15 protein-coding genes are annotated in these 19,420 nt (G+C 64.3%); 13 read left to right on the forward strand and 2 right to left on the reverse strand.

Features of this window, described 5'->3' with window-relative positions; all coding sequences use genetic code 11:
* Positions 1-3 precede the first annotated feature (3 nt).
* From ACOZ9V_RS08605 to ndk, 5 genes are all read left to right on the forward strand, one after another.
* Positions 4-759 (forward strand): SDR family oxidoreductase, encoded by a 756-nt coding sequence (locus ACOZ9V_RS08605; protein WP_181270461.1) that lies wholly within the window; start codon positions 4-6, stop codon positions 757-759.
* Positions 760-1,070: 311 nt separating this feature from the next.
* Positions 1,071-4,334 (forward strand): isoleucine--tRNA ligase, encoded by a 3,264-nt coding sequence (gene ileS / locus ACOZ9V_RS08610; protein ID WP_181270462.1) that lies wholly within the window; start codon positions 1,071-1,073, stop codon positions 4,332-4,334.
* The gene (locus tag ACOZ9V_RS08615) at positions 4,331-5,833 is read left to right on the forward strand and encodes a bifunctional folylpolyglutamate synthase/dihydrofolate synthase (RefSeq protein WP_181270463.1); all 1,503 of its coding nucleotides are present in this window, start codon (positions 4,331-4,333) and stop codon (positions 5,831-5,833) included. The genes ileS and ACOZ9V_RS08615 overlap by 4 nt, the downstream gene beginning before the upstream one ends.
* Positions 5,830-6,195: a DUF4233 domain-containing protein gene (locus ACOZ9V_RS08620; protein ID WP_181270464.1), complete on the forward strand. Its 366-nt coding sequence runs from the start codon at positions 5,830-5,832 to the stop codon at positions 6,193-6,195. Before ACOZ9V_RS08615 ends, ACOZ9V_RS08620 begins: the two co-directional genes overlap by 4 nt.
* An 82-nt stretch (positions 6,196-6,277) precedes the next feature.
* A complete protein-coding gene (gene ndk / locus ACOZ9V_RS08625; RefSeq protein ID WP_039210750.1) occupies positions 6,278-6,697 on the forward strand; it encodes a nucleoside-diphosphate kinase in 420 nt (139 codons plus the stop codon).
* Between the two features lie 105 nt (positions 6,698-6,802).
* Here ndk and ACOZ9V_RS08630 read toward each other — a convergent pair whose 3' ends face one another.
* Positions 6,803-7,450: a vitamin K epoxide reductase family protein gene (locus tag ACOZ9V_RS08630; protein WP_434595103.1), complete on the reverse strand. Its 648-nt coding sequence runs from the start codon at positions 7,448-7,450 to the stop codon at positions 6,803-6,805.
* Positions 7,451-7,751: 301 nt separating this feature from the next.
* On the opposite strand from ACOZ9V_RS08630, the gene ACOZ9V_RS08635 reads away from it, so the two are divergent.
* Entirely contained in the window at positions 7,752-10,775 is a 3,024-nt protein-coding gene (locus ACOZ9V_RS08635; RefSeq protein WP_434595105.1) for an Rne/Rng family ribonuclease, read from the forward strand.
* A 93-nt stretch (positions 10,776-10,868) separates the two neighbouring features.
* Here ACOZ9V_RS08635 and ACOZ9V_RS08640 read toward each other — a convergent pair whose 3' ends face one another.
* A complete protein-coding gene (locus ACOZ9V_RS08640; protein WP_434595107.1) occupies positions 10,869-12,266 on the reverse strand; it encodes an SPFH domain-containing protein in 1,398 nt (465 codons plus the stop codon).
* Positions 12,267-12,406: 140 nt separating this feature from the next.
* Here ACOZ9V_RS08640 and ACOZ9V_RS08645 point away from each other — a divergent pair, with 140 nt between their 5' ends.
* The 7 genes from ACOZ9V_RS08645 (at position 12,407) to ACOZ9V_RS08675 (ending at position 19,312) form a co-directional block, all read left to right on the forward strand.
* The gene (locus ACOZ9V_RS08645; RefSeq protein ID WP_434595109.1) at positions 12,407-13,936 is read left to right on the forward strand and encodes an alanine/glycine:cation symporter family protein; all 1,530 of its coding nucleotides are present in this window, start codon (positions 12,407-12,409) and stop codon (positions 13,934-13,936) included.
* Positions 13,937-14,048: 112 nt separating this feature from the next.
* Positions 14,049-14,366 carry a chorismate mutase gene (locus ACOZ9V_RS08650; RefSeq protein WP_139467033.1) on the forward strand — a complete coding sequence of 106 codons (318 nt, stop codon included), beginning with the start codon at positions 14,049-14,051 and terminating at the stop codon, positions 14,364-14,366.
* A gap of 248 nt (positions 14,367-14,614) precedes the next feature.
* Positions 14,615-14,923: a 50S ribosomal protein L21 gene (gene rplU / locus ACOZ9V_RS08655; RefSeq protein ID WP_025776790.1), complete on the forward strand. Its 309-nt coding sequence runs from the start codon at positions 14,615-14,617 to the stop codon at positions 14,921-14,923.
* Positions 14,924-14,938: 15 nt separating this feature from the next.
* On the forward strand, positions 14,939-15,190 hold the full coding sequence (gene rpmA / locus ACOZ9V_RS08660) for a 50S ribosomal protein L27 (RefSeq protein WP_025776788.1): 252 nt from the start codon (positions 14,939-14,941) through the stop codon (positions 15,188-15,190).
* A gap of 100 nt (positions 15,191-15,290) precedes the next feature.
* Positions 15,291-16,856 (forward strand): GTPase ObgE, encoded by a 1,566-nt coding sequence (obgE, locus tag ACOZ9V_RS08665; RefSeq protein ID WP_139907960.1) that lies wholly within the window; start codon positions 15,291-15,293, stop codon positions 16,854-16,856.
* The gene (gene proB / locus ACOZ9V_RS08670) at positions 16,853-18,019 is read left to right on the forward strand and encodes a glutamate 5-kinase (RefSeq protein WP_434595113.1); all 1,167 of its coding nucleotides are present in this window, start codon (positions 16,853-16,855) and stop codon (positions 18,017-18,019) included. The genes obgE and proB overlap by 4 nt, the downstream gene beginning before the upstream one ends.
* A 3-nt stretch (positions 18,020-18,022) precedes the next feature.
* Positions 18,023-19,312: a glutamate-5-semialdehyde dehydrogenase gene (locus ACOZ9V_RS08675; RefSeq protein WP_434595116.1), complete on the forward strand. Its 1,290-nt coding sequence runs from the start codon at positions 18,023-18,025 to the stop codon at positions 19,310-19,312.
* Positions 19,313-19,420 lie beyond the last annotated feature (108 nt).

Below are 19,420 nucleotides of genomic sequence, written 5' to 3' on the forward strand. Positions count from 1 at the left end.
CAGATGGAAAAGCTCAGAGCAGTAGTCACAGGAGCCAGTTCCGGAATCGGTGCGGCCACGGTCCGACAGCTGCGCGAGCAGGGCTGGGACGTCGTCGCCGTGGCCCGCCGTGAGGACAAGCTCAAGGCCCTCGCCGAGGAGACCGGAGCCGACTACATCGTCGCCGACCTCACCGATGACGCCGCCGTGGTGTCCATGGCCGAACAGGTGGTCGCCGGGGGAGCCGTCCATTCCCTCGTGGCCAATGCCGGCGCCGCATTCGGAACCGACACCGTCGCCGAAGCATCGGTCGACGGGTGGCGGGACATGTTCGACATCAACGTCCTCGGCGTCCTGCGCGTCGTCAAAGCACTGCTGCCGGCTCTCATCGATTCCGGCCGCGGAGACATCGTCGTCATGTCCTCAACCGCCGGCCATCAGGCCTATGAAGGCGGCGGTGGCTACGTCGCTGCGAAGCACGGCACCCACTCGATGGCAGCGACCCTGCGCCTCGAGCTCGCCGGCGAACCCGTGCGCGTCATCGAGATCGCACCAGGAATGGTCGCCACCGACGAGTTCACCTTCAAACGCGTCGGCGGTGATGAGACGAAGGCCGCGAAGGTCTACGAAGGCGTCGAGAACCCGCTGACCGCGGACGACGTCGCCGACGCCGTCGTCTACACCCTCACCCGGCCCCACCACTTCAACGTCGATCTCATGGTCATCCGACCGATCGCCCAGGCCGCTCAGCATAAGGTCGCACGCAACCGGGGGCTGTGAGCACCCACGGCTCCAGCCCGGGGCCGCCTCGGCAAGGGAGATCCCCGCGCCGCCGAGTGGTCTCGGGCGGAGTCGACGGTATACGATTGTCTTGCGTCGATCCGGCTATCACCGGGGAGCATCCGGAAGAACGGAACCAGCGTTCGAAACGCCGCGTTCTCAGTAGACCCGGACGGGTGGACCCGTCATCGTCTGAGTGAATGAGCGATCCGCTGACCGACCTGAACCGGTCGGACTGCGGATAAGCGAGGTGGTACCGCGGCAGACTGTCGTCCTCGTGACAGTGACCGCAGTGACCCAGAAGGACGCTCATGACTCAGCCTCTCTATCCCAAGGTTTCGACCTCGACCTTCGGACTCTCGTCGTCCCCGAACTTCCCTGCCATCGAAGACGCTGTGCTGCGCTACTGGCAGGAGGACGACACCTTCAAGGCATCGATCGCCCAGCGCGATGCCGGCGAGAACGGCGAGAACGAATTCGTCTTCTACGACGGACCTCCCTTCGCCAACGGCCTGCCCCACTACGGTCACCTGCTCACCGGCTACGTCAAGGACGTCGTCCCGCGCTTCCAGACGATGCGCGGCAAGAAGGTCGACCGCCGCTTCGGCTGGGACACCCACGGCCTGCCGGCCGAGCTCGAGGCCGAACGTCAGCTGGGCATCACCGACAAGTCCGAGATCGGCCGCATGGGACTGGCCGCATTCAACGACGCCTGCCGCTCCTCGGTGCTGCGCTACACCCAGGAATGGGAAGAATATGTGACCCGTCAGGGCCGGTGGGTCGACTTCGACAACGACTACAAGACTCTCAACGTCGAATACATGGAAAGCGTCATCTGGGCGTTCAAGCAGCTCTGGGACAAAGGCCTCGTCTACGAGGGCTACCGCGTGCTTCCGTACTGCTGGAAGGACGAGACACCGCTGTCGAACCATGAGCTGCGCATGGACGACGACGTGTACAAGATGCGTCAGGATCCGGCCGTGACCCTCGGATACAGACTCAAGGACTCAGACGAGTGGGTCCTCATCTGGACGACGACACCGTGGACGGTTCCGTCGAACCAGGCCGTGGCCGTCAACCCGGAGATCCCGCTCGTCGCAGTGATCCCCGGTGAAGACGGTGCCGAAGAACTTCAGGGCAAGACTCTCATCCTTGCCGAGGCGCGCTTGGGAGCCTACTCTCGTGAACTCGGTGCCGAACCGCAGGTTGTGCGCACCTTCCCCGGCAGCGAACTCGTCGGCGCCTCCTACGAACCTCCGTTCCCGTACTTCGAGGGCCGTCAGGAGGAGTTCGGCGAGAACATGCACACGATCCTGGCCGCGGACTTCGTCACTGTCGAAGACGGCACCGGAATCGTCCACCAGTCACCCGCCTTCGGTGAAGAGGACAAGGAACTCACCGACTCCTACGGAATCACCGCCGCCCGTCCCGTCGACGACGCCGGTCGCTTCGATACGACCGTGCCCGACTACGCCGGCCAGCAGGTCTTCGACGCCAACAAGGCGATCATCAAAGACCTGCGCAACCACACGGGTCCGATGGAATCGCGGGGTGCTCTGCTGGTCCGCCACGAATCCTACGAGCACTCCTACCCGCACTGCTGGCGCTGCCGGAACCCGCTGATCTACCGTGCGGTGTCCTCCTGGTTCGTCCGCGTCACCGAGTTCAAGGACCGCATGGTCGAACTCAACGAGCAGATCAACTGGGTGCCCGACAACGTCAAGCACGGACAGTTCGGCAAATGGCTCGAAAACGCCCGCGACTGGTCGATCTCGCGCAACCGCTTCTGGGGCTCGCCGATCCCCGTGTGGATCTCCTCCGACCCGGCCTACCCGCGCACGGACGTCTACGGTTCCCTGGCCGAGATCGAAGCCGACTTCGGACGTCTGCCGCGCAACGACTCCGGAGACGTCGACCTCCACCGGCCGTGGGTCGATGACCTCACCCGTCCGAACCCGGACGACCCCACCGGAAAGTCGGTGATGCAGCGCATCCCGGAGATCTTCGACGTCTGGTTCGACTCCGGTTCGATGAGCTACGCCCAGGTGCACTATCCGTTCGAGAACTCAGAATGGTTCGACAACCACTTCCCGGCCGACTTCATCGTCGAATATGTGGGACAGACCCGCGGCTGGTTCTACCTGCTGCACGTCCTGGCCACAGCGATCTTCGACCGACCCGCATTCACGAACTGCATCTCCCACGGCATCGTGCTCGGTTCCGACGGGCAGAAGATGTCGAAGTCCCTGCGCAACTACCCCGACGTCAACGAGGTCTTCAACCGCGACGGCTCGGATGCCATGCGCTGGTTCCTCATGGCTTCGTCCATCCTGCGCGGCGGCAACCTCGTCGTCACCGAACAGGGCATCCGCGACGGTGTCCGCCAGGTCGTGCTCCCACTGTGGAACACATGGCAGTTCTTCGCCACCTATTCCAACGCGGCCGACGGTCCGGCGGGGGAGAAGACAGGCTACCAGGCACAGTCCCGCTACGACTCGTCCCAGGTCCTCGACCGGTACCTCCTGGCCAAGACGCACGACCTCATCACCGAGTTCGCCGAGGCGATGGAGGGACTCGACATCTGGGCGGCATGCGAACTCGTGCGCAACTACCTCGACATGCTCACGAACTGGTATGTGCGTCGTTCGCGTCGCCGGTTCTGGGACGGCGGCACCGACACGCATGAGTCCTTCGACGTGTTCTATACCTGCCTGGAGGCATTCTGCCGTGTGGCCGCACCCCTGCTGCCGTTCACGGTCGAAGAGATCTATCGCGGACTGACCGGGCAGCGGTCGGTGCACCTGGCCGACTACCCGGACGCCGAGGAATTCCCTGCCGACGCAGACCTCGTCGCGGCGATGGACCTCACCCGCGATATCTGCTCAACGGCCTCCTCGGTGCGCAAGGCCAACCAACTGCGGGTGCGCCTGCCGCTGTCGCAGCTGACCGTCGCCACCGACACGGACCTGAGCTCCGACTTCACCGAGATCATCGCCGATGAGCTCAATGTGCGTACCGTCGAGGTCCTCGACGTCGCCGAGGCGGAGGCCGCCGGCTTCTCCCTGTCACAGAATCTCGTCGTCAACGCCCGTGCCGCCGGACCCCGTCTGGGCAAACAGGTCCAGCAGGTCATCAAGGCTTCGAAGTCCGGCGACTGGTCCGTCACCGACGGCACCGTCGTCAGCGGCGGAATCGAACTCGTCGACGGCGAGTACACCCTCGAATCCGTGGCCGAATCCGGTACCGAGGGCATGGAGCTCGCGGCACTCGACTCCGGCTTCCTCGCCCTCGACACGCGGGTCACACCCGAGCTCGAGGCCGAAGGCATGGCACGTGATGCCGTGCGTGCCATCCAGGGCATCCGCAAGCAGCTCGATCTCGACATCTCCGACCGGATCGCCGTCACCATCGAAGCCGGCACCGAGGTGGTCGCCGCGCTCGAGCCTCACGTCGACCTCATCGCCGGTGAGACCCTGGCGACCACTCTGGACTTCGGCTCGGTCGACGCCGATGCCGAGGTCTTCAGCCCCGAAGAGCTCCCCGGCGGCACCCGTCTGGCGGTGAAGCGGGCATGAGCGAGCACAACACCCCAGCCGAGGATCCGGTGGCAGCAGCCGAGGAGCTGTTGGCCGCTGTCGAAGATCCGCAGACCGCAGAACAAGACGCGGATTCGGAACCTCTGCCCGAACCGGTCGTCGATGAGGCCACTCGGGCCGAGCTCGCCCGCGTCTATGCCCTGCTGCTGGCCCGGGCGGGGGAGACGCAGGTCGAGCTGCGCCTCGATGCGACTCGGAGGGCGTGTGAGATCCTCGGCGATATCCACACTGCGGCCCCGACGATCACGATCACGGGCACGAATGGGAAGACCTCGACGGCACGGATGATCGATTCGCTCATCTCCGCTCATGAGCTCCGGGTCGGCCGGTTCACCAGTCCGCACCTGCATTCGGTGACCGAACGGATCTCCGTGGACGGCGCCCCCGTGTCCGCTCACACCTTCGTGCGCATCTATGACGAGATCGCCCCGTACCTCGAGATCGTCGATGCCCAGCTCGAGACCGAAGGACGCGCGAAGCTCACCTACTTCGAAGCGCTGACCGTGCTGGCCTTCGCCGTGTTCGCCGATGCTCCGGTCGATGTCGTCGTCACCGAGGTCGGCATGGGCGGACAATGGGATTCGACGAACGTCGCCGATGCCCAGGTGTGCGTGTTCACGAAGATCGGTCTCGATCATCAGGCGTTCCTCGGCGACACCATCGAGGAGATCGCCGCGACCAAGGCTGGGATCCTCGATCGCAGCGTCGAGGACAGCCCGGCTCCCGAACCTGTTGCCGTGTCTGCTGTCCAGGACGAGGCCGCCCAGGCGGTCCTCGACGAGGAAGCCGCCCGCCGTGAGATTCCGCTGGCCGCCGAAGAGCGGGACTTCCGTCTCCTCGAACGGCAGCGGGCCGTCGACGGTCAGCTCATCACGGTCCAGGGCCGCAGAGACGTCTACTCCGACCTGTTCCTGCCGCTGCACGGAATTCACCAGGCCCACAATGCCGCGGTCGCGATCGTCGCAGCCGAGGCCTTCCTGGGAGCCGAAGACAAGCCGCTCAATCAGGAGACGGTGGCCGAAGGGCTGGCCCGCGTGACGTCACCGGGCCGCGCGGAACTCCTGCGCACGGGACCGAGCGTCGTCGTCGACGGCGCCCATAACCCGGATGCTGCGCATGTGCTGGCCGAGACCCTCGACGAGGCGTTCGACTTCGACTATGTCGTCATCGTGCTGGCGATGCTGGCGGACAAGGACAGCGACGGTGTCATCGAAGAGCTTCATCGCAGCGCAGATGTGTTCGTCGTCAGCGAGAATCTCAACTCCCGTGCGCTGCCGGCAGGCGACCTCGCCGATGCGGCGCGGGAATGGGTCGACGAGGATTCCGTCATCGTCGCCTCCGATCTCAACGCCGCTCTGATGAAAGCCATCGACATGGCCAACAGCGTCGATGCGAAGAGTCCGGGGATCGTCGTCACCGGCTCCATCTACACCGTGGCCGAAGCGCGCCTGCTGCTCGGACGAGGGGAGGAAGGATGAAATCGAAGTACCCCGTGCTCTGCGGATCGATACTCATCTGCGAGCTCGTCGTCGTCTACTTCGCCGTGCTCACGACCTTCGGCCTGTCGGTGAAGTCAGCGCAGACCCTGACCCTGGCACAGCTGCTCATCGGCGCCTCGGTCGTCGCCGTTTTGGCGATCATTGCCGTGATCCTGCTGCCGCGGCGGATCGGTGAGAAGCGTCCCGGTGTGATCATCGGGTGGGTCGTGCAGGGGCTGCTGCTGGCCTCCGGCTTCGTGCTCACCTCGATGTTCTTCGTCGCAGCGCTGTTCATCGCCCTATGGGCCGTGGCCGTGTACTGGTCGGCCCGCATCGATCGTGAGGTCGCCGCGCGCGGCTGAACCGTGAGAACGCCGAGGCGGGAGCGCCCCGGTGCCCGGGTAGACTGTGGACCGACGTCCACACGACATTGGAAGGACCGGAATGGAACGTACGCTCATCCTCATCAAGCCCGACGGAGTCGCTCGCGGCCTCGTCGGACAGATCGTGGCCCGAATCGAAGCCAAGGGCTATGCGATCGACGCCTTGGATCTCCGCTCGGCCACCGCCGCCGAACTGGCAGCCCATTACGCCGAGCACGAAGGCAAGCCCTTCTACCAGCCGCTGGTCGACTTCATGTCCGAAGGGCCGATCGTCTCGATCATCGCCTCCGGACAGGGCGTCATCCCCGGCTTCCGGTCCCTGGCCGGCGCCACCGACCCGACGGCAGCAGCCCCCGGCACGATCCGCGGCGATCTCGGTCGCGACTGGGGTGAGAAGGTGCAGAAGAACCTCGTTCACGGATCCGATTCCACCGAATCGGCCGAACGCGAGATCGGAATCTGGTACCCGGCCGAAGGCTGATGACAGGCAGAAGACCGAATGCGGCCGACGTCTGAGCCGAGCCGGTCGAATAAGTGAGGGTGCCCCACCGTTTGGTGAGGCACCCTCACTGCATGTGATTCATGTTCAGAGCAGATTGGAGAAGAATGCCCAGAACTGCACGACGATGCAGGCGAAGATGATGAGCATCCACAGCACCGACAGGGCGATGTTCTCCTTCGCCAGGACCCTCAGCACGGCGTTGTCGGCGGCGCGCCGACCGAAGGCGCCGGTGAGCAGATTGCGGGCGGTGACGGCCACGAACATCGGAATCGTCACGGTCCACACGATGATGCACCACGGGCAGCCGACTCCGATCTTGTAGATCGAGACGTAGAACAGGAACATCACCAGCGCCACGCCGCAGCCCAGTCCGATATTCAGTCCCACCATCACCCAGCTGGGCAGCCGGGTGCCGGACAGGATGAGCACACCGAGCAGCAACGGGATGATGAAGGCTGCCACGCCCATGAGCTGATTGGGAAAGCCCAGGAGCTCGGCTTCGGCATGTTCCATGACCGAGCCGCACGAGAAGAACGGGTTGAGGTCGCACGAGAGCACGACGTCCGGGTTCGCCAGTTTCTCGTACTTCTCCGCCGACAGGGAGAACGAGGCGAGGAAGCCGATGGCAGAGGCGATGATGAGGAAGATCCCGAAAGGCACCGATCTGAGCACCCACGACGAGGTGGTGTCGGCGGACTCGAGATCATCGGAATGAGTCAGAGTGGTGTTCACTCCTCAAGAATGCCTGGCCATGTCCCGTGCGGCAAACCCCGGCCCTATCGAAACCTCAGCGCAGAGGCACTTCTGTGACATAATGGTCGGACGGATACCTGTTCTCACACCGAGCAGGAGATGTGCCTCCACCGAGTCGAGGGTATGACCTCGCAGGTCGACAACAAGATGAGGCAGCACGGAAGGCCTACGCGCTGAGCGCGAGCCAGATGTGCCATCCACAGGTTTCGGTCCATTGCGGACCATGCAAGGATCCGAAGATCCGTACGGTGTGGACGGCGTCTTCGGACTGGGAGATACGATGAACGATACGTCGAACGACGGCACAGAGTCGACAGATCCGACCGAAGGCATTCTCGCGGACCTCGCGAATCTGCAGCAGTCGGCGGGTGCCAAGAACGCCGAACACGAGGATGTCGACGACAGCGTGCGTGCGCGCCTCGATGACATCGCCGAGGCGGCCGAGTCGCTGCGCATCGGTGATGCCGATGACAGCGACGACGAAGAGGACGAAGAACCGACCCCTCGCCGAGGCGGGCAGAAGTCCGCACGCGATGCCGTGGCCAATCGGGGACTCGTCTTCGAGGAATTCGTCCGCGGAGACTCGGACGACGATGACGACGATCACGACGACGCTGACAATGCCGATGGCGACGAAGAGGACGGTGAGTCCGATGCTGCGTCGCAGGCATCGCCGAGCTTCGACCCGCGCAATCCCTTCGCGGCCCCGGCCGCTCCGGCTGCCGCACCCGAACCCCGCACCACTCCAGCCGTGCCCTATGACGGCGGCCTGATCTTCCAGGTGCCGAAGGCCGAACACGCCGAGGTCATCACGGTCGACGACGATGACTCCGACGACGACTGGGAAGATTCCCACGACTCCGATGAGGACACGTCGTCCTCACAGGAGAACCGTCAGAACGACCGTGGTGAGGACGATTCCTCCAGCGGTCCGCGTCGGCGGCGAGGCGGCCGCGGGCGCCGATCGCGGGGTCGCGATGACTCCCACGACGATTCCTCGGACTCCGAAGACGACTCGAAGGACTCCGAGGACGACTCCTCGGACTCTGCCGGCAACCAGGACGCGAAGTCGTCGAAGCGGGGATCTCGGTCGAGTAATCGCGGTTCGAAGCGTTCCGATGCGGATGCCGAGGACTCACATTCGAAGTCGGATCATCAAGACTCCGATCACAAGGAGTCCGACCACAGGGACTCCGACGATTCGGATTCGGACGATGGTGATGACGACTCCGACGGCGGCTCGCGCCGTCGCCGCCGTCGCCGGTCTCGCACCCGCAGCACCGACCGCGACGAAGTCACCTCGCTCAAGGGTTCGACCCGCCTCGAGGCAAAGCGCCAGCGTCGTAAGGAGGGCCGCGAGGCCGGACGCCGCCGCCCCATCATCACCGAAGCCGAATTCCTCGCTCGACGTGAATCCGTCGACCGGACCATGCTGGTGCGGGAGAGCGGTGACCAGACTCAGCTCGTCGTCGTCGAAGACGGGATCGCTGTCGAGCACTACCTCAAGGAGAACCGTCAGCAGTCCTCGCTCATCGGCAACGTCTACTTGGGCAAGGTCCAGAACGTGTTGCCGAGCATGGAGGCGGCATTCATCGACATCGGCAAGGGCCGCAACGCCGTGCTCTACGCCGGTGAAGTCAATTGGGACGCCCTCGGCATGGACGGCAAGGCGCGCCGCATCGAAACCGCGCTGAGTCCCGGCGACGCCGTGCTCGTGCAGGTGACGAAGGACCCGATCGGGCACAAGGGCGCCCGCCTGACCAGCCAGATCTCCTTGCCCGGGCGGTTCCTCGTCTACGTTCCGGGCAATTCGATGACCGGAATCTCGCGGAAGCTGCCCGACAACGAACGCGCACGTCTGAAGAAGCTGCTCAAACAGCTCGTCGGCGATTCGAACGGCGTCATCGTGCGCACCGCTGCCGAGGGTGCCACCGACTCCGATCTCTCGCGTGATGTCGAACGTCTCGCCAAACGGTGGGAGACGATCGAGAAGAAGTCGAAGTCGACGAAGGTGCTGGCCCCACAGCTGCTCTACAGCGAGCCGGACATGATCGTGCGCATCATCCGTGATGTCTTCAACGAGGACTTCAGCTCGCTCGTCATCGACGGCGACGGCGCATGGAACACCATCCACGAGTATGTCGAATCCGTTGCACCGGACCTGCTCGATCGTGTCCACAGTTACAACGAGGACGAGGACATCTTCGACCACTACCGGATCGAAGAGCAGGTCCAGAAGGCGCTGCAGCGTACGGTCAACCTGCCCTCGGGAGGTTCACTCGTCATCGACCGCACCGAAGCGATGACGGTCGTCGACGTCAACACCGGCAAATTCACCGGCTCCGGGGGCAACCTCGAGGAGACGGTGACCCGCAACAACCTCGAAGCCGCAGAGGAGGTCATTCGGCAGATCCGCCTGCGCGACATCGGCGGAATCATCGTCGTCGACTTCATCGACATGGTGCTCGAGTCCAACCGCGACCTTGTGGTGCGCCGCCTCGTCGAGTGCCTCGGTCGCGACCGGACGAAGCATCAGGTGGCCGAAGTGACATCGCTGGGACTCGTGCAGATGACGCGCAAGCGCATCGGCACCGGACTAGCCGAATCCCTTGTCAGCGCCGGTGAAGACCTCACCGGCCGTGGACTGCTTCTGCCGGGTTCGGAAGAAGATGGATCGAAGGCGCATCGCGGCGGCCGCTCGTCGAACCACGACAACCGCCGTGACCGCAAGCGCCGGGGAGACTCAGGCTCGAAGTCCAAGCACAATGAGTCCGAATCGGCAGATGAGACAGTGTCATCGGACGCTTCTCGGTCAGCCGTCGCCGCGATCGCGAAGGCCACGCTGAAGAAGGATGATGCCGATTCGCCCGAATCGACGTCCGACGCTCAGACGCAGTCCGATGATTCGGCGAACAACGGCGAGAACGGCAAGTCCCGATCGCGTTCACGGAACGGCCGGCGACGTTCGCGCTCGAACCGGAGCGACGACTCGCAGGCTGAGACGCCCGACGAGAAGCCCACCGGCAGCGAGAAGTCGAACGGCGCTGAGCACACACCGGCGGAAGCGACGCCTGCGAACGAGCAGACACAGTCCGCTGAACAGAAGCCGGCAGCCGAGCAGAAGCCGGTCGTCGAAGAGCCGAAGGATCTGCCGTTGATGATCGGCGCGGACAGCGAGACGAAGGTCGCCGCCGCTGAACCGGTCAAGAGCACTCCGGCGAAGAAGCGCGAACCGGCGAAGAGGGCCCCTGCCCCCAAGCAGGAGCAGCTGCCCACCTCGTTCGTCATCATCGGTGAGGACTGAACGCCTCTCCTGAGCTGAGACAGAAGACAGCGCCCCGCCGACGGATGACGTCGGCGGGGCGCTGCCGTGTGCGGTGGACCCAGCTCCGGGAGGTCAGCCTGGCGACTGCTGATTGCGGGTGGTGCTGATCGTCGGCTGTGCGGCCTGGTCACCGCAGAGGACGATCATCAGGTTCGATACGAGGTCGCTGCGTTCGGTCTGCCCGAGCCTGACGATCTGCCGTCCTTCGATCTCCTCGATCGCCGTCTCCACCATGCCCACAGCTCCTTCGACGATGAGCTGACGGGCAGCGACGACGGCCGTGGCCTGTTGGCGCTGGAGCATGGCACGGGCGATCTCCGGGGCGTACGCCAGTTGGGTGATGCGCGACTCGATGATCGTGACTCCCGCAGCCATGACCCGGGCAGCGACCTCATCGGAGAGCCGCGAGGTGATCTCGTCAGCGTTGTCACGCAGCGACATACGGCCGGGATCCGACGAATCGTAGGCATAGGAGTTGGCGATGTGACGAACCGCGGTCTCCGCCTGGATGGCGACGAACTCTTCGAAATCATCGACCTCGAACATCGCCTGTGCGGTATCGCGGACCTGCCAGACCACCACGGCGCCGATCTCGATCGGATTGCCGTCGAGGTCATTGACCTTCAGCGTCGAGGTCTCATGGTTGCGGATGCGCGTCGAGATCTGATCCTTCGTGTAGAAGGGATTGACGAATCGCAGACCCGACTGCCTGACCGTTCCGACGTACTTGCCGTAGAGCTGGAGGACGACGGCATGTCCGGGCGCCACCGAAGTGCAGCCCTTGAACAGGAACATCGAAACGACGAAGCTGAGGACGGCCACGATGAAGAGGACGACACCGACGACGACCTGGGCGAAGGTCATGACGAACCCGATGATGCCCAGGAGCACGGCGAGGAGCAGCAGAACGATGGCGCCGACGATGGCGAAATAGCCTGAGACCCCGCCTGCCGGCTTCTCTCGGACGCGTTCGCCATCGGGGGAGACGATTCGCGTGGGGGCAGAATTCCCCTGCCCCGAGGCGGACGGGCCGCGGTGGGAATTCGGCGTCTGCGCAGCGGACCGTCGGGTCCCAGGGGGCGGTGCCTGCGATGAGACAGGTCCGGACCCGGTGGCCGGGACCGGACCTGAACCGGCAGACTGTCCGTCCGTGCGACGACTCTGCGGTGCCGGTGGCAGCGGTGTGCCTTCACGGTGGTGCGGCGGCGCACCGGTGTTCGCTTGGGCGCCGGCGGGCGGACCATACGGTGCCGTCGCCCCCGAGCCGCCGATCGACCCGGACTGAGCACCTTGCGAACCATAGTGGCCATTGGGATTCGTCACTGCTTCGGCCCCGGGATAGGCCGCGGGCTGACTGTGTCCGGCCTGGATATGTGTGCTCTGATCACCGCTGGGGACGGGGCCGCGATCGGGGTTCGGGTCCGAGGATCGATTCGGTCGTTGACCGGGCTGCTGAGGATTCTGAGTCATGCCCCCAGTCTAAGTCAGGTAATGAGACGCGGATCTCAAAAGTCCCGCGAACGCCCCATTTGGTAACGGTTCGATAACTGAAACGGTCCCACAACATGGAACGCTTGAATGTGACGCAAGTCTCAGTAGGTTGTCGCACTATGGACAATCTTCATATCTCAGCAGCGCCGGTCTCACCGGTCGACGATGCCATCAACTCTTGGTTCGACCCGATCGCCACATGGTTCGGCAGCATCATCTTCTTTCCGCTCACCTTCGGAGACTTCTCATTCCCCTTCGTCGTCCTGTGGCTGATCTTCGCCGCAGCGGTCTTCACCGTCTACTTCGGCTTCATCCAGGCTCGAGGGGCGAAGCTGTCTCTAGAGATCATCCGCGGAAAGTTCTCGTCGAAGTCCGACCCGGGTGAGGTCACTCATTTCCAAGCCCTTGCCTCTGCCCTGTCGGGCACCGTGGGCCTCGGCAACATCGCAGGTGTCGGCGTGGCCATCGCTCTCGGCGGCCCCGGAGCGACCTTCTGGATGATCGTCGCCGGCCTCCTCGGCATGTGCACGAAGTTCGTCGAATGCACCCTCGGGGTGAAGTACCGTGAGATCGACGAGAACGGCGTCGTCCACGGCGGTCCGTTCAAATACCTCCCCGTTGCGTTCCGACGCTTCTCGAAGCCCGTGGCGACCGCTCTGACCGGACTCTTCGCCGTCGCCATCCTCATCTTCGGTGTCGTCGGCGGCGGCATGTTCCAGGCCAATCAGACCTTCGCCCAGGTCCGCACCGCCACCGGCGGCGATGACGGCTTCCTGGCTGGCCCCTTCGCATCGCTCGTGTTCGGACTCATCTTTGCGGGGCTCGTGGCCCTGGTGATCCTCGGCGGCATCCGCTCGATCGCAAAGGTGACCGACAAGCTCGTCCCTGGAATGGCCATCTTCTACGTCGTCTCATGCCTCCTCGTGCTCGGTCTCAACTACGCGAACATCCCGAACGCCATCGGCGAGATCTTCGCCGGAGCGTTCAACCCTCAGGGAGTGGCCGGCGGCATCGTCGGAGTCATGATCATCGGCTTCCAGCGTTCGGCCTTCTCGAACGAAGCCGGCATCGGTTCGGCAGCCATCGCCCACTCCGCTGTCAAGACCCGTCGCCCCATCTCCGAAGGATTCGTCGCACTGCTCGAGCCTTTCATCGATACGGTGATCATCTGCACCATGACCGCGCTGACCATCATCGTTGCCAACCAGGCTTCGTATCGAAACGACCTCGGTGAGGGCGAGATCGGCGGAGTTGCTCTCGCCTCGGATGCATTCTCCACCGTCGCCTCGTGGTACCCGATCCTGCTGGCCATCGCCGTCGCACTGTTCGCCTTCTCGACCCTCATCACATGGGCGTACTACGGGGAGCGGGCGTGGAGCTATCTGTTCGGTCGCTCGAAAGCCACGATCATGATCTTCCGCACGCTCGTCTGCCTCTTCGTCGTCGTCGGCTGCATCGCCAGCTTCTCCAAGGTCGTCGAATTCGCCGATGCGGCCCTGTTCATGTGCGCGTTCATCAATATCCTCGGCCTCTACATGCTCATGCCGGTGGTCAAGAAGGAGATGAAGAAATACCTCGCCGACCGGAGGGCCGGAACGCTCAACGACCCGGACACCGCCGACGCCGTCCCTGTCGACCAGCCCGCCTGAATCCCGACCTCCGTCGGCATCGGAGGAGCATCAGCTCGATCAAGGATGCCTGTGCGCCGCGCCCAAACGGATGCGGCGCACGGGCATGTCCGGGCATCGATAGACTGGGAGCGTGGATGAGAACAGAGACGACAGAACACGCGCAGTCGAACGGCTGCAGGAGCTGCGAGGCAGCATCGACAACATCGATGCCTCCCTCGTTCACCTGCTGGCCGAGCGCTTCAAACTCACCGAACGCGTCGGTGAACTCAAGGCCGACCACGGTCTGCCCCCGGCCGACGAGTCGCGGGAAGCCAGGCAGGTCGCCCGACTGCGAGAACTCGCCGAGGAGTCCCATCTCGATCCGGAGTTCGCAGAGAAGTTCCTGGCGTTCATCGTCGCCGAGGTCATCCGCCGGCACGAGCGCATCGCGGAGACGCGCGAAAGCTGAGTGGAAGTGCCCGGGGAGCCGCCTGCCTCCGGGAGTGAACGAGAGATGGCTCACAATGGGCAGGTCTTCCCCTCGAGCATGAGCGGCGGGTTTGCCGTTGCTGTGCACTCTCGACTAGAATTGATCGTCGGTGCGCGTGACGCACCACGGCTGGTGATTCCTCTCAATGGGATGTCTGCGGGACTCGTTCTGCGGCAGCCAAGGGACAACCGCCGTTCGTTTGTTTTCAACAGAAAGAGGGTTCGACCATGGTCTATGCCATCGTCCGCGCCGGAGGCCACCAGGAAAAGGTGAGCGTCGGCGATATCATCACAGTCAACCGAATGAAGGCGAAGGCTGGAGACAGCGTCGAACTCGATGCCGTACTTCTTGTCGACGGTGAGACGGTCACGACCGATCCCGACGCACTGGCGAAGGTCTCGGTCAGCGCTGAGGTCGCCGGTGAACTCCGCGGTCCCAAGATTGTGATCCAGAAGTACAAGAACAAGACCGGGTACAAGAAGCGTCAGGGCCACCGCCAGGACCTCACCCGTCTGAAGATCACGAACATCAAGTAAGAGGAGACTTCTCACATGGCAAGCAAAAAGGGAGTCAGCTCGACCCGCAACGGTCGCGACTCGAACCCACAGTACCTCGGCGTGAAGCGCTTCGGCGGCCAGGCCGTCAAGGCCGGCGAGATCATCGTCCGCCAGCGCGGAACCAAGTTCCACCCCGGAGCCAATGTCGGCCGTGGAGGAGACGATACCCTCTTCGCTCTGACCGCCGGTGCCGTGGAATTCGGAACCCGCAACGGTCGCAAGATCGTCAACATCGTCGGAGCCTGATCCTTCCCGGATCCGCTCCGTCGTCAATATGATCTCTCCCTGAAAAGGGAGCATGAAGGGTGAGTCGAACGACTCACCCTTCATCTGATATAAGGACATTATGGCCACCGAGTTCGTAGACCGTGTCACCGTTCACCTCGCCGCAGGCGCAGGTGGGAACGGGTGTGCCTCGATCAGGCGCGAGAAATTCAAACCGCTCGGCGGGCCCGACGGCGCCGACGGCGGCAACGGCGGCAACATCATCTTCCGCGTCGACCGTCAGACCACCACCCTGCTTCCACTGCACCACCGTCCGCACGTGCGTGCCGACGACGGCGGGATCGGCAAGGGCGATCTGCGCCACGGCGCCGACGGCAGAGACCTCATCGTCGACGTCCCCGAGGGCACCGTGGTGAAGAACACCAACGGTGACGTCATCGCCGACCTCGTCGAAGAAGGAACCGAATTCACAGCAGCCGCCGGTGGCCGCGGCGGTCTCGGCAATGCCGCGCTGGCTTCGACGAAGCGCAAGGCCCCCGGCTTCGCGCTCCTCGGAGAGCCCGGGCAGACCCTCAGCCTCGTGCTCGAACTCAAGACGATCGCCGATATCGCCCTCGTGGGATACCCATCGGCGGGCAAGTCGAGCCTCATCGCTGCGCTGTCGGCCGCCAAGCCGAAGATCGCCGACTACCCATTCACGACACTCGTGCCCAACCTCGGGGTCGTTCAGGCCGGCGACACGCGCTACACCGTCGCCGACGTTCCCGGACTCATCCCCGGCGCATCTGAGGGCAAGGGACTCGGCCTCGAGTTCCTCCGCCACGTCGAACGCTGTGCCGGCCTCGTCCATGTCATCGACATGGCCACGTGGGAGCCCGGACGTGATCCCGTCTCCGACCTCACGATCATCGAATCCGAACTCGCCGCCTATGCCGTCGACCTCGACGACGGGAGCGGACTCCTGCCGCTCTCGCAGCGCCCGAAGCTCGTGGCGCTGAACAAGATCGACATCCCCGACGGTCGCGACCTTGCCGATATCGTCCGGCCCGATCTCGAGGCCGCCGGATACCGGGTCTTCGAGATCTCGGCAGTCAGCCATGCCGGTCTGCGGGAACTCTCGTTCGCCATGGCCGAGCTCGTGCTCGCCGAACGGGAACGTCGCGCCGAGATCGAAGCGACACCGCAGCGCGTGGTCATCCGTCCGAAGGCCGTCGACGATCGCGGATTCGAAGTCCGTTCCGAACGCACCTCCGATGGCCCGCTGTTCCGCGTCCTCGGCGACAAGCCTCGTCGGTGGGTGCAGCAGACGGACTTCGGAAACGACGAAGCCGTCGGCTACCTCGCCGACCGCCTCGAGCACCTCGGCGTCGAAGAGGCTCTTTTCAAGGCCGGAGCGAAACCCGGCGACACCATCGTCGTCGGCGGAGACGACGGCGTCGTCTTCGACTGGGATCCCACAACCGTCGGCGGAGCCGAACTGCTCGGCTCCCGCGGATCGGACGCCCGACTCGACGAGGAAACGCGCTCCACACGCAAGGAACGCAAGGCCGCTTATCACGAGAAGATGGACGCGAAGGCCGCCACCCGGGCCGAGTTCGAACAAGAGCGGTTGGCCGAACGAGCACACCGCGAGAGCCGCCTCGGTGCACCTGCGACGGAGTCTGGTGAGGGAGCCGGCGAGGAGTGAGCGTCGCAGCTCAGGCGGACTCTTCCGCAGGATCGTTCCGTGACGACATCGCCCGAGCCCGTCGCATCGTCGTCAAGGTCGGATCGTCCTCGCTGACGACAATCGACGGCGGACTCGACGAAGCCAAACTCATCGCGCTCACCGATGTCATCGGCGCTCACCGGTCTGCCGGTCACGAGGTCATCCTCGTGTCCTCCGGCGCGATCGCAGCCGGGCTGGAGCCGATGGGGCTGAAGAAGCGCCCTCGAGACCTCGCCAGCCAGCAGGCGGCGGCCGGGGTCGGTCAGGGACTGCTCATGGCCGCATACACGCGGGCGTTGGGACGTTACGACCTCGTTCCCGGCCAGGTTCTGCTCACCGCCGATGACCTGATCCGACGCACCCAGTACAAGAACGCGCAGCGCGCCATCGACAAACTCCTGGCCCTGGGCACGCTGCCCATCGTCAACGAGAACGACGCCGTGGCCACCGAGGAGATCCGCTTCGGAGACAACGACCGGCTCGCAGCCCTCGTCGCTCACCTGGCTCACGCCGATGCGCTCGTGCTGCTCTCCGATGTCGATGCGCTCTACTCGGGACCCCCGGATCAGCCCGGCTCCCGCCTGATCAGCCGTGTGCACGGACCCAGCGACCTCGACGACCTCGCCATCGGCGGTGTCGGGACGGCCGGAACCGGCACGGGCGGAATGGCCACGAAGGTCGACGCCGCCATCATGGTCGCCGATTCGGGGATCCCGGCGGTGCTGACCTCGGCACCGCAGGCCGCCTCGGCGCTGGCGGGGGAGGCCGTGGGCACATACTTCGCTGTCACCCACAGACGACGGGGCACCCGCCTGCTGTGGCTGCGCCATCTCGCCCGGACCTTCGGCTCGGTCACGATCGACAGAGGAGCCGAAACAGCTGTGCTCTCCCGGGGGACGTCCCTGCTCGCCGCGGGAGTCACCTCCTGCAGCGGAGACTTCGAAGCTGGAGACCCGGTCGAGATCCGCAATCTCGACGACGAGGTCATCGCCCGCGGTATGTCGAACTTCTCCTCGGACGAGCTGCCGCTGATGTTCCGTTCCACGACCGAGGAACTTGGCACCCGTCTGGGAAATGATTACCGTAAAGAGGTCATCCATCGAAACGATCTCGTTCTCACACAGGTGAGCGGGGGGAGATAGCACATGACAGCAGCAGCCGAGATCCACCCGAAGACCGTGCGCGGAGTGACCCGCATCGTCCGCAACGCCAAATCCGCCTCGAGCCTGTTGGCAACGACCTCTACCGCCGAGAAGAATGCCGCTCTCGGCGCCATCGCCGAGGCGCTGCGCAGCAGCACCGACCGCATCGTCAAAGCCAACGACGCCGACATCGCCGCCGGCACCGAGAACGGAATGAGCGAGTCTCTGCTCGACCGTCTGCGCCTCGACGCCGATCGCATCGCGGCGATCGCGGACTCCGTCGAGGACGTCATCGATCTCGCGGATCCCGTCGGCGACGTCGTCGTCGGACGCACCCTGCCCAACGGCATCCGACTCACCCAGAACCGTGTGCCGATGGGCGTGATCGGAGCGATCTACGAAGCCCGTCCGAACGTCACAGTCGACATCGCCGTCCTCGCACTCAAATCCGGAAACGCCTCGGTCCTGCGCGGAGGATCGGCTGCACAGAACTCGAACACTGAGATCATCTCCATCCTCCGCCGCGCCGTCGAATCGGCGGGACTGCCTGCCGACTCGATCAACGGCATCGACCAGTACGGACGCGAAGGCGCGAACGTGCTCATGCACGCCCGCGACTACGTCGATCTGCTCATTCCCCGAGGCGGCGCCGACCTCATCAACATGGTCGTGCAGGAATCGATCGTGCCCGTCATCGAAACCGGTGTGGGCAATGTGCACATGTTCATCGACTCCACAGCCACGGTGAAGGCCTCCGTCGACCTCGTCCTCAATTCGAAGACACATCGACCCAGTGTGTGCAACTCGCTGGAGACCCTCCTCGTCCATGAGAAAGCCGCGAAACGAGTGCTGCCGAAGATCCTCGAACGCCTCGACGGCGCCGGGGTCATCGTCCACGCCGACTCGGACGTCTCGGCACTGGCACCGGCAGGGATGAAGGTCCGACGGGTGTCGAGACGGGACTGGGCCAAGGAGTATCTGGGACTGGAGATCGCCATCAAACTCGTCTCCGGTATCGAAGAGGCCATCGATCATATTCGTGCCTACAGCTCCGGCCACACCGAGGTGATCGTGACGAAGGACCTCGACAACGCGGACACCTTCGTCACCGCCATCGATGCAGCGGCGGTGGGAGTCAACGTCTCCACGCGATTCACTGACGGGGGAGAGCTCGGCTTCGGTGCGGAGGTGGGCATCTCCACCCAGAAGCTGCATGCTCGCGGCCCCATGGGACTCGAACAGCTGACGACCACGAAATGGGTGATGATGGGCAACGGCCAGGTCCGTTCCTGAGCCCGAATCGACTCCGACACTCCGCGATCAGGGTACTCACCGCCCGACCAGGGGAGACATCGGAGAGGGAAGAATTCATGTCGATGCCGGATTCCCGGATGGTTCATG

The organism is Brevibacterium sp. 1718 (genome assembly GCF_051131255.1).
GTDB lineage: Bacteria > Actinomycetota > Actinomycetes > Actinomycetales > Brevibacteriaceae > Brevibacterium > Brevibacterium sediminis.